General features: G+C 69.9%; 10 protein-coding genes and 1 pseudogene. 1 reads left to right on the forward strand and 10 read right to left on the reverse strand.

The features are described from left to right. From AC1DP0_RS10905 to AC1DP0_RS10950, 10 genes and pseudogenes are all read right to left on the reverse strand, one after another. Positions 1-274: pseudogene (locus AC1DP0_RS10905) on the reverse strand (hypothetical protein); the annotation flags it as partial. Positions 275-299: 25 nt separating this feature from the next. Next, entirely contained in the window at positions 300-1,598 is a 1,299-nt protein-coding gene (locus AC1DP0_RS10910; protein ID WP_478084517.1) for an MCE family protein, read from the reverse strand. Continuing rightward, positions 1,595-2,827 (reverse strand): MCE family protein, encoded by a 1,233-nt coding sequence (locus AC1DP0_RS10915; protein ID WP_478084519.1) that lies wholly within the window; start codon positions 2,825-2,827, stop codon positions 1,595-1,597. Before AC1DP0_RS10915 ends, AC1DP0_RS10910 begins: the two co-directional genes overlap by 4 nt. A 32-nt stretch (positions 2,828-2,859) precedes the next feature. Further along, entirely contained in the window at positions 2,860-4,101 is a 1,242-nt protein-coding gene (locus AC1DP0_RS10920; protein ID WP_478084520.1) for an MCE family protein, read from the reverse strand. After that, entirely contained in the window at positions 4,101-5,132 is a 1,032-nt protein-coding gene (locus AC1DP0_RS10925) for an MlaD family protein (RefSeq protein ID WP_478084521.1), read from the reverse strand. The genes AC1DP0_RS10920 and AC1DP0_RS10925 overlap by 1 nt, the downstream gene beginning before the upstream one ends. Continuing rightward, the gene (locus AC1DP0_RS10930) at positions 5,129-6,160 is read right to left on the reverse strand and encodes an MCE family protein (RefSeq protein WP_478084522.1); all 1,032 of its coding nucleotides are present in this window, start codon (positions 6,158-6,160) and stop codon (positions 5,129-5,131) included. The genes AC1DP0_RS10925 and AC1DP0_RS10930 overlap by 4 nt, the downstream gene beginning before the upstream one ends. Beyond that, positions 6,157-7,524 (reverse strand): MCE family protein, encoded by a 1,368-nt coding sequence (locus AC1DP0_RS10935; RefSeq protein WP_478084524.1) that lies wholly within the window; start codon positions 7,522-7,524, stop codon positions 6,157-6,159. The genes AC1DP0_RS10930 and AC1DP0_RS10935 overlap by 4 nt, the downstream gene beginning before the upstream one ends. Next, on the reverse strand, positions 7,521-8,387 hold the full coding sequence (locus AC1DP0_RS10940; RefSeq protein WP_478084526.1) for an MlaE family ABC transporter permease: 867 nt from the start codon (positions 8,385-8,387) through the stop codon (positions 7,521-7,523). Before AC1DP0_RS10940 ends, AC1DP0_RS10935 begins: the two co-directional genes overlap by 4 nt. A gap of 9 nt (positions 8,388-8,396) precedes the next feature. Then, positions 8,397-9,167: an MlaE family ABC transporter permease gene (locus AC1DP0_RS10945; RefSeq protein WP_478084528.1), complete on the reverse strand. Its 771-nt coding sequence runs from the start codon at positions 9,165-9,167 to the stop codon at positions 8,397-8,399. A gap of 1 nt (position 9,168) precedes the next feature. After that, positions 9,169-10,203, reverse strand: a complete 1,035-nt coding sequence (locus AC1DP0_RS10950; protein WP_478084529.1) for an ABC transporter ATP-binding protein — start codon at positions 10,201-10,203, stop codon at positions 9,169-9,171. A 150-nt stretch (positions 10,204-10,353) separates the two neighbouring features. Between AC1DP0_RS10950 and AC1DP0_RS10955 the strand changes: the two genes are divergently transcribed. Beyond that, a complete protein-coding gene (locus tag AC1DP0_RS10955; RefSeq protein ID WP_478084531.1) occupies positions 10,354-10,833 on the forward strand; it encodes a DUF4178 domain-containing protein in 480 nt (159 codons plus the stop codon). The last annotated feature ends 111 nt before the right edge of the window (positions 10,834-10,944 follow it).

Below are 10,944 nucleotides of genomic sequence, written 5' to 3' on the forward strand. Positions count from 1 at the left end.
GGGTGGGGCGCCACGTGCGGCCTCCCCTGCGACCCGCTGGTGGCGCGTCGGGGCGGCCCGAGCCCGCGGCGTCCGTCGCGTCCGGGGCGGCCGCGTGGGTGGGGCGCCACGTGCGGCCTCCCCTGCGACCCGCTGGTGGCGCGTCGGGGCGGCCCGAGCCCGCGGCGTCCGTCGCGTCCGGGGCGGCCGCGTCCGAGCTGTCCGGCATGCGGTCTGGAGAGCTCTCGGGCGGCTGCGACCGCTCGGTCTCCACGTGGGTGTTGACCATCGTCATTGAGGGGGTTTCCTTCCGTCACCGGCTAGCGGAGCGCCTCCTGCATCATCCAGAGCCAGCTCGTGCCGTTGTCGGTCCGTCCGTTGCCACCAGCCGGTGCGACCGGCGACTGCACTGTCAACGACGACGGGCTGCCGGAGGTCACGGCCCGGTTTCCCAGAGCGACGGGGGTCGCGCCGAAGGCCATCGGGTAGCTCTGGCCGCCCTGGCCTCCCCGGGTGGGCTTCGGGGCGTTCTGCGCACCGCGGACGTTGACACCCGATCCGCGCGAGGCGGCGCAGTGGGCGTCGAGGTTGACGGGCGGCAGCCCCGTCGTGCGGTTCGGGTCGACCTTCGTCGTTCCCTCGTAGCCGGCCTCGCAGGCCTTCGGGTCGTCGACGTTGAGCACGAGACCGAAGTGCGCGGTCCCGTCGCCGGGCAAGACCGTGAAGCCACCGGTCACGACGTCGGGATAGGTGACGAGAAGCTGTTCGATGCCGTCGAGACGGGCCGTCGTCACGTTGCCGATGGTGATGAAGTTGGCGAGGAGGGCGGACAGGCTCTGCTTGTTCTCCGAGACCAGGGCATCGAGCTGCTGCACCGCGACGGTCCCGCGGTCGAGGACGACGCGCAGGTCGGGGTCGGCCTCGCGCAAGGTGTCGGCGACGTTCGCGAAGCCGGACACGCTCGTGCGGATGTCGGCGCCGCTCTTGACCTGGGTGTCGAGGACGATCCGGCCGTCGTCGATGAGGCGCGTCGTCTGGGGAAGCGCTTCGGAGGCGGCGGTGGTCAGGGCGTTGCCCGAGTCGATGAGCCGCTGCAGGTCGGTCCCTCCGCCCTTGAACGCCCTGTCGAGCTCGTCCACCGTGGTGACKAGGTCGTCCCGCGGCACCGACTTGACCGTGTCGTCCACGTGCTGGAGCAGCTGGTCGATGCGGATCGGGAAGGCCGTGCGGTCGCGCGGGATGACGTCACCGGAGGCGAGGAAGGGCGCCCGGGACGTGCGCGGTTGCAGGTCGAGGTACTGCTCCCCCACTGCCGAGCGGTTCTCGACTACGGCTGTGGTGTCCTTCGGGATCTCGGTGCCCCGATCCAGCCTGGCGTCGACCGCGACACCGTCACCTGACAGGCGCAGCGCCTCGACCTTGCCCACCGTGACGCCGCGGTAGGTCACCTCGGCGCCCACGAAGATGCCGCCGGACTGGGCGAGGTCCGCGGAGACGACGTAGCTGCCGCCGGCGATCTTGTCGGTCAGCCCGACGTAGCTGGCCGAGAGGATGGCGACGAGGGTGACGGACAGCAGGGCGAAGGCGGCGAGCTGGAGCCGCACGGTACGCGTGATCATCGGGAACCTCCCGTGGGGAAGAGCGTGGACCAGGACGCGGCGTCGGCCGAGCCCGCCCCGGACGGGCCCGAGCCCAGCAGCCCACCTGGCAGCGTCGGGACCGGCACGCGGGTGACGGTCGGCAGCGGGACCGTCGGCAGGGGCAGCTTCGGCACCTGCACCGGAGGCAGGGGAACGGAGGGCAGTGGCACCGAGGGCAGTGCCACACCCGGGACGTTCGGCAGCCGGCCGACGCCGAGGTTGTCGGCGATCGTGCCGAGGTTGGTGTCGAGGGTCGCCCAGAGGTTGGTGAAGTCGCCCTTGATTGTGTTCTGCGCGTTGTTGGGGAAGGGGTAGGTCAGGAGCAGCTGGTAGCTCTTCGGCAGGTCGTCGCCGGCCTTGTTGAGCTCCCGCAGGATCGGGCTGATCGCCCGGAGGTTGGCCTCGAGGTCGGCTCGCGACCCGCGGATGACGCGCGTGCCGACCTCACCGAGGTTCTGCAGGGCGGTGAGCATCGCGGTGAGCTGGCGCCGCTGGTCGGCGAGGATCGTCAGGCCCTTCGGCAGCTCGTCCAGCGCTGCCGCGATCTTGGCCTGGTTCTTCGCGAGCGTCGACGACAGGCGGTCGATGCTGTCGATGGCGCGGACGATCTCGCCCTTCTGGGCGTCGAGTCCGCCGACGAAGGTGTTCAGCTGCGTGACGAGGTCCCTGACGTCACCGGTGCGGCCACGGAGCGCGTGGTTGAGCTCGACCTCGATGGTCTTCAGCTGCGCGACGCCACCACCGTTGAGCAGCAGCGACATCGCGCCGAGGACCTCCTCGACCTCGGGGTTGCGGCTGGTGCGCGTGAGCGGGATGCGGTCCCCCTGCCCGAGGCGGCCCTGGGGCCGCACGTCCGTCGGGGCCGCGAGCGCGACGTACTTCTCGCCGAGCAGAGAGGTCTGCTTGAGCTCGGCTGTGGCGTTGTCCGGCAGCACGACGTTCCCCGGCAGGCGCATCCGCACCGTCGCGGTCCAGCCCGTCACCTGGATGTCCTCGACCGAGCCCACGGTGACCTGGTTGACCTTGACCGACGACTGGGGCACGAGGTCGAGCACGTCGGCGAACTCCGCTGTCACGGTGTACGAGTTGTCGCCCGTGCCGGCACCGCCGGGGAGCGGCAGGTCGTAGGCGCTGCACCCGGAGACCCCTACGAGGCTCAGCAGGCTCAGCGCGACGGCCGTCAGCCGGGTCCGTGTCGGGGGGAGCACGGGGGGCTTGGACCCCCGTGGGCCGGCATACGTCATCGGGAACCTCCGAGCAGTCCGCCGAGGGTCGGGTCGGCACCGCGCAGGTTGACCAGGCCGTTCGGCTGCGGGGTGCCTTGCAGCGCAGAGCCGCTCGGCAGGGAGGGGAGGGTGGGCAGCTTGGGCAGGAGTGCGTTCTTGAGCGAGTCGCACAGCTTGGTGTTCCCGGACTGGGTCGGCCCGGTCAGGATCGAGCACACGAGCAGCAGCGGGTCGTCGAAACCCTTGGCGTTGTTGCGGGTGTCGAGCGTCCCGGTCTCGGGGTGGTAGGCGTTCTGGAGGTTCGACAGGGCGACCGGCGCGTTCTCGAGGACCTGCGCGAGCGCCTGGCGGCTCTTGACGACCGCGTTGGTCACGCTGACCGTCCGGTCGAGACCGCTCTTGAGCAGGGCGCGGTTGTCGGCGACGAAACCCGACACCTCGTCGACCGCGACACCGAGGCTCTCGAGCGTCGCCTTGAGGTTCTCACGCTCCTCGCTGAGCTGGGTCGCGACGGTGGCGAGGTCGGAGTTGAGCCGACGCACCTGCTCGTTGTTCGTGGCCAGCATCGAGGTGAAGGACTGGAGGTTCTTGACCGTGCCGAAGAGGTCGTCACGACTGCCGGACAAAGTCGACAGCGCCGTCGACAGGTCGTGGACGGTGCCGTTGATCTTGTCGCCGTTGCCGTTCAGGTTGGCCGCGGACGTGCGCAGCAGCTCGTTGAGGGCGCCGTTCTTGTTGGCACCGTCGGGTCCGAGCGCGACCATGAGGTCGTCGAGGCTCTGGGACACGCGATCGAGCTCGACGGGAACCGCGGTCCGCTCCAGCGGGATCCGGGCCCCGGCGTCCAGCGCCGGCCCTGACTGGTAGACGGGGAGAAGCTGGACGTAGCGATCCGAGACGAGCGACGGTGCGACGATGGCGGCCTTGGCCGAAGCCGGCACACGGTACTTGTCGTCGTAGCTGAAGGTCACGTGCACGTGGTCACCCTCGGGGGTCACGGTGTCGACCTTGCCGACCTTGACCCCGAGGATGCGCACGTCGGAGCCCGGGTAGAGACCGACCGCGCGGGTGAAGTCGGCGCTGACCGCCGTCTGACCCTGGTGCGGCCAGAAGACGACGGCGGCCGCCACGAGCGCGACGACGACGAGGCCGGTCACCACCTTGCCGAGCACGGTGGCGGGACCGTGGAGGCGGCCGAACGGCATACGAGACGCGCCAGACGCGCGGGACACGCGGGACACGCGGGACGCGGACATCAACGACCACCTCCGGAGGTGCCGGGAAGGAGCAGGTCGGGCAGCTTCGTCCCGGGCAGGGCCAGCCCCGGCGTACCGACGGGGACGACGAGGTTGGAGACCCACGTGTCGAACCAGCGACCGGTGCCGAGCGTGTTGGCGTAGACCCGCGTGAACGGGGCCATGGCATCGATCGTCTTCTGCAGGTCGGTCTCGTGCTTCTGGAGCAGGGCCAGGGTCTTGTCGAGCTCGGTGAGGGCCGGTTTCAGCTGGGCCCGGTTGTCCCGGGCCAGCCCGGTGAGCTGGGTCGCGAGCGCGGAGGTGTTGCGGAAGAGCGTGCGGATGTCGTCGCGGCGCTTGACGAGCTCGACCATTAGCAGGTCGGCGTCCTTGATGAGGGTGCTCACCTGCTCGTTGCGGCTGCGCACGAGACCACTGACGCTGTTGGCGCGCTGGAGCAGGGAGCCCAGCTCCGCGTCGCGGCTCGCGACGGTGCGCGAGAGGCGGGACAGGCCGTCGAGAGTGGCCTTGACGTACTGCGGGCTGTCCTTGAACTCCTTGGCGATGACACTGAGGGACGTGGCCAGCTGGCCGGTGTCGATTCGCTCGGTGGTCGTCGTCAGCTCCTGGAAGGCGTTGACGATGTCGTAGGAGCTGACCGTGCGTGTCACGGGGATCTGCGCGTCCGGGTCGAGCTGGCCCTGGCCCTTGGGGTCGAGCGCGACGTACTTCTCGCCGAGGATGGTCTTCATCCGGATCGAGGCACCGGTCTGCGGGCCGAAGCTCGCGTCCTCGGTGATCGTGAAGTCGACGCGGACGTGGCCGCCCTCGAGGTCGACGCCCGTCACCTTGCCGACCTTGACGCCGGCGATGCGCACGTCGTCGTCGGGCTTGATGCCGCCGGCCTCCGAGAAGGCCGCGCTGTATGCCGTCCCGCCGCCGATGATCGGCAGGCTGGACGCGTTGAAGGCCAGGTAGAGCAGCACGGCGATGACGAGCAGGCCGACCGCCCCGATCGGGACCGGGTTGCGCTCTCGGAAGGGGATGCTCACGACTTGCACCTCGCAGACGCGACGTCGTAGGTGGGGCTGACGCCGGGCAGGATCGGGCTCCGCGTGTCGAACTTGCAGAGGTAGAAGTTGAACCACGAGCCGTAGGTCGCCGTGCGGGTCAGGGTGGTGATGCGGCCCGGGGCGCCGGTGATGAAGTCCTCGAACTCCTTGACGTTCCCCGGCTTGTTGAGGGTCGTGGCGAGAGTCCGCAGCTGGGCGACGTCGTCCTTGATGAGCGGTCGCGTCGAGACGAGCAGGTCGGCGGTCTCGGCGGAGAGCGTGTTGATGCCGGACAGCGAACGGCCGATCGTCTCGCGGTCGGCAGCCAGCCCGCTCGTGAACCGCTGGAGCTGGTCGATGAGTGAGAGCAGCTGCTGGTCGTGGGCGTCGACCGTGCCGAGCACGGTGTTGAGGTTGTCGATGGTGCGACCGATGACGGCGTCGCGGTCGGCGAGCGTGGACGTGAGGCTGGCCGTCTTGGCCAGCAGGGTGTTCACGTCGCCGCCCTCCCCCTGCAGGGTCTGGATGAGCAGGCCCGAGAGCTCGTTGACGTCGCTCGGGGACAGCGCCGCGAAGAGCGGCTTGAAGCCGTTGAAGAGCACGGTGAGGTCGAGGGCGGGGTGGGTGCGCGACAGCGGGATCGTCGAGCCGTCGGCCAGGGCCGCCGGCGCGCCCGCACCCTGGGACAGCGCGAGGTAGCGCTGGCCGACGAGGTTGCGGTACTTGACCGTCACCTCGGTGCCCTGCGTCAGGACCGAGCTCTTGAGGACCGAGAACTCGATGTCGGCCGTGGCGCCGTCGGACGTCGCGTCGCGGGCGACGCGCACGTCGGTCACCTCGCCGACCCGGACTCCGGCGATTCGGACGTCCTGACCCGGGATGACGCCCGTGGCGTCGGTGACGACGGCCGTGTACGTCGCCTTGGACCCGAGCTGGATGTTCGCGATCGTCAGCGCGAGGATGCTCGTCGCGAAGAGTGTGACCGTCGCGAAGATGACCAGCTTGATGAGTGAGCCCTTGACCTTCATCGCGTGCTCACCACCGTGCCGCGCATCATCGGACCGGCGAGCAGTGTCTGGATGCCGCCGGCGCCGGGGTTCGCGGGCTGGCCGTCGCCGGCGAGGAGGGCGCCCACGACGCGCTGTTCGTCGGCCGTGCCGGCGCTGCCGGAGTCCGCGGCGGACGCGTTGCCGAGCAGCGCCTGCGGCACGGCGGAGAAGGGCTGCGCGGTGCTCGCGGGCTGGGTGCCGTCGTCGAAGTGGTTGCCGGGGAAGGGATTGGACTGGGAGCCGCCCGGTGTGGGCAGGCCGTAGCAGTGGGGTCCGCGCTTGTCGTCCCAGCGCGGCTCCTCCCCCGGCCGGTACGGGTGGCGGGGCGGCACGACCTCCAGGGTGATGTGGAAGGTGCCACCGGCGAAGGCCGCGTTGGCGCGCGGGAGCCAGTTGACGAGACCGGAGGCCACGCACGGGTAGATGGGCGAGTACTCCGCGAGCAGCTGCAGGGTCGGCTTGCTCACCTGCCCGACCTGGATGATGCGCTGCTCGTTGTCGCGCAGGAACCCCGCTGCGTCGTTGGCGAACCCGGCCGTGCCGACGAGGAAGGCCGCGAGCTGCTGGTTCTTCTCGACGATGGTCTTGTTGGTGACCCGCAGGGACTCGGTGAGGCGGAAGAAGTCCAGGGCGACGCCGGCGTAGAGGTCAGCGGTGTCGGCGACCAGGGTGATGTCTTGTCGGATGGTCGGCATGCTGGGGTTGAGCGCCTTGAGGTAGCGGTCGACGAGCACGAGGTTGCGACCGATCTGGTCACCCCGGCCGTCGAGCGTGGTCGACAGCGCGTTGAGGGTGGTCGCGAGCTTGGCCGGCTGCACCGTGCGCAGCAGCGGGTAGAGGTTGTCGAGGACCGTCTCGAGCTCGATGGAAACCCGGCTGCGGTCCTGCGGGATGACGTCGCCGGCCCGGATCGGTCGGGCCGGCTGGGCCGCCGTGACCAGGTCGACGTAGCGCTCACCGAAGAGGGTCTTGGGCAGCAGGCGGGCGGTCACGTTCGAGGGGATCTTCGCGACCCCGTCGGGCTGGAGCGCCAGCTCGAGCCGGGCCCCGGTCGGCGTGACCTCGACCCTGCGCACCTCGCCGACGAGCAGGCCGCGCAGCTTGACGTCCGAGCTCTCCTGCAGCTGGCTGCCCAGGCGGTCCGTCTCGAGCGTGACCATGACGACCGGCGTGAAGCGCTTCTGGAACGACGCGATCGCGAGGCCGAGGAGCAGCGCCAGCACGATGAGGAAGACGATGCCGTATGTCTTCTGCCCCAGACGTTTCCGCGTGTGCTGGGTGAGCGGGCCGGGTGTCGCGTCGGTGCTGACGTCCGTGGCGGCATCGGTCGGCGCGATGGTCATCCGGCGATCCTCACGCTCGTCGTGGCACCCCAGATGGCGAGGGAGAGGAAGAAGTCGACGATGTTGATGGCGACGATGGAGGTGCGCACCGCCGTGCCGACCGCGACGCCGACGCCGGCCGGGCCACCCGAGGCGGTGTAGCCGTAGTAGCAGTGGATGAGGATGATGACGACGGCGAAGACCATGACCTTCGCGAACGACCAGAACACGTCACCGGGCGGCAGGAACAGGTGGAAGTAGTGGTCGTAGGTGCCCTCGGACTGACCGAAGTAGACGGTGGCGATGAACCGGGTGGCGGCATACGAGCTCAGCAGTCCCAGCACGTAGAGCGGGATGACGGCGATGAAGCCCGCGATCATGCGGGTCGTGACGAGGAAGGGCAGCGACGGGATGCCCATGACCTCGAGCGCGTCGACCTCCTCGGAGATGCGCATCGCGCCGAGCTGCGCCGTGAAGCCGCAGCCGACGGTCGCGGCGAGCGCCAGGCCCGCGACGAGCGGGGCGATCTCGCGAGTGTTGAGGTAGGCCGAGAAGAAGCCGGTGAAGGCCCCCGTGCCGAGCTGCTCGAGGGACGAGTAGCCCTGCAGACCGACCTCGGTGCCGGTGAAGAAGGCGAGGAAGGCGATGACGCCCACCGTGCCGCCGATGACGGAGAGCGCCCCGGTGCCGAGGGAGACCTCGGCGAGCAGACGGACGACCTCCTTCTTGTAGCGCCGTAGCGTGCGGCCGCTCCACGCGAGCGAGCGCACGTAGAAGCGCATCTGCTCCCCGAGCGAGTCGAGCGCCCGGGAGGGCCTTGACGCGAGGTCGAGGAGTCGCTCCGCACTCGCGCTGCGGCTCGGCTTGTCCGTCCTGGTCGACATCGTCGCTCCTCAGATCTTCTGCGGGACGACTTGGAAGTACACGGCCGTGATGACGAAGTTGACGACGAAGAGCAGCATGAAGGTGATGACGACGCTCTGGTTCACGGCGTCACCCACGCCCTTCGGGCCGCCGCCGGCGCCCAGCCCCTTGAAGGCGGCCACCACCGCCGAGATGGCCCCGAAGATCAGCGCCTTGATCTCGGCGGTCCACAGGTCGGGCAGCTGCGCCAGCGCGGTGAAGCTGGCGATGTAGGCGCCCGGCGTGCCGCCCTGGACGATGACGTTGAAGACGTAGCCACCGACGACCCCGACGACGGAGACGAGGCCGTTGAGCAGGACGGCGACGAGCATCGAGGCGAGGACGCGCGGCACGACGAGGCGCTGGATCGGGCTGATGCCGAGCACCTCCATCGCGTCGATCTCCTCGCGGATCTTGCGGGAGCCGATGTCGGCGCAGATCGCCGATCCGCCCGCACCGGCGATGAGCAGGGCCGTGACGATGGGGCTCGCCTCGCGCAGCACCGCGAGCACGCTCGCCGCTCCGGTGTAGGACTGGGCCCCGAGCTGGCGGGTCAGCGTGCCGAGYTGGAGGGCGATGACGGCGCCGAACGGGATGGACACGAGGGCTGTCGGCAGGATGGTCACGCTGGCGATGAACCACGCCTGCTGGATGAACTCCTTGACCTGGAACGGCCGCTTCGGCAGTGCTCGCATGACGTCGAGGGCGAGGGCGAAGAGGGAGCCCGACTGCTTCAGGACACCGGTGATGGGCGCGGCCACGTCAGCTCAGCTCGCCGACGAGCTCGGAGGACTCCGTCAGGGTGGCGGGCTGGACGGCCGTCGGCGTGGCCGGCGACTCGGAACGGACCCCCGGGACGCCCGCCTTGTCGGACAGGAACGAGCCGGGCGGCGGGGTCACGCCGTTGGCGCGGCACCACTCCCCTGCCGGGCGCTCCGCGCGGCGCCGCGAGCCGTCGCTCGTGCGCAGCTGGAGGGCGATGGGAGGCAGCGGGGGGAGCTCCTGGCCCTCCTCGGCTGCCAGCTCGTCGGCGTCCTTCTCCTCCGACATGCCGATCGGGCCCACCGTCTGGGCGTTGAGGAACTGGCGCACGACCGGCTCCTCCGAGCTCAGCAGCATCTCGCGCGGACCGAACATCGCCAGGTGCTTGTGGTAGAGCAGCCCGATGTTGTCGGGCACGGTCCGGGCGGTGTTGATGTCGTGGGTGACGATGAGGAAGGTCGCGTCGATCTGGGCGTTGAGGTCGATGAAGAGCTGGTTGATGTAGGAGGTGCGCACCGGGTCGAGGCCTGAGTCGGGCTCGTCGATGAGGAGGATCTCGGGGTCGAGCACCAGTGCGCGGGCCAGGCCGGCGCGCTTGCGCATGCCACCGGAGATCTCACCGGGGAGCTTGCCCTCGGCGCCGGAGAGACCGACGAGCTCCATCTTCTCGCTGACGATGCGCTTGATCTCGGCCTCGGTCTTCTTCGTGTGCTCGCGCAGCGGGAMGGCGACGTTGTCGTAGAGGGTCATCGACCCGAAGAGGGCGCCGTCCTGGAAGAGGACACCGAACAGCTTGCGCACCTCGTAGAGGTCGGCCTCCCGCAGCCGCGTCAGGTCGCGTCCGTTGATGACGATCGAGCCGGCGTCCGGCTTGAGCAACCCGACGAGGGTCTTGAGGAAGACGGACTTGCCGGTGCCCGAGGGCCCGAGCATGACCGAGATCTCCCCCGCGGGAAGCGTGAGGGTCACGTCCCGCCAGATCGTCTGCGAACCGAAGGTCTTGGTCAGACCTGTGACCGCGATCTCCACACCCATGTGGCACCTACCTGTGTCTCTCTGGCCGTCTCGACTCGGCTACGGGGGAAACGAGAGGATTCGGGGGAAGTTACGGGTGAGTTCGGCGCGGTGGACTCGTCGCGCCCGGCGTCACGAGCCTGTGAGAACCATGAGAACGAGGAGCAGTGCATGCGGGCAGAACTGCGGGCGTCCCAGGTGGCGCCGGGCGCCGTGATGGAGCTCGAGGGGCGAGCGCGCCGGGTCGTCGGCAGCCTGCGCTTCGTGATGGCCGACACCCGCTGGAGCGAGCACTGTCTGGAGAGCACGCCGGGGCCGCCGGAGTGGCTGTCGATCCGCCCACGCGGCGGTCTGACCGTCGTGCACTGGACCCCGAGACACGACCTCTTCGGCGAGCCCGACACCGGCGGCGTGACGATGGACGGGCGGGAGTGGATCTTCGACGACTCCGGGCACGCCACCTACACCGCGACCGGGCACACCGGCACGGGGGCGAGCGGGTCATGCGACTACGTCGAGTTCGTCGCGGCCGACGGCTCGGGCGGCCTGCTCGTCTTCGAGAGCTTCGACGGCGGCGTCTGGGAGGTCAGTGTCGGCCGGCAGGTCGACCCGGCGCTCGTGCGCGGCTACCAGGAGGGGGCGGGCGCCTGAGGCCGGTGCTCAGCCGGCGGTTCTCAGCCGTCGGTGCCGGTGACCTCGTGGCTGACCCCGTCGTCATCGACGCGGAGGGTGACTGACGCGATGCGCTCCCCTCCGTCGAGT

Source organism: Terrabacter sp. P5_B1, assembly GCF_056400505.1.

Coding starts and splice junctions, on each gene's coding strand:
- AC1DP0_RS10920 (WP_478084520.1), bottom strand. CDS start 4,101: ATGTCCGCGTCCCGCGTGTCCCGCGTGTCCCGCGCGTCTGGCGCGTCT.
- AC1DP0_RS10930 (WP_478084522.1), bottom strand. CDS start 6,160: ATGAAGGTCAAGGGCTCACTCATCAAGCTGGTCATCTTCGCGACGGTC.
- AC1DP0_RS10935 (WP_478084524.1), bottom strand. CDS start 7,524: ATGACCATCGCGCCGACCGATGCCGCCACGGACGTCAGCACCGACGCG.
- AC1DP0_RS10940 (WP_478084526.1), bottom strand. CDS start 8,387: ATGTCGACCAGGACGGACAAGCCGAGCCGCAGCGCGAGTGCGGAGCGA.
- AC1DP0_RS10955 (WP_478084531.1), top strand. CDS start 10,354: ATGCGGGCAGAACTGCGGGCGTCCCAGGTGGCGCCGGGCGCCGTGATG.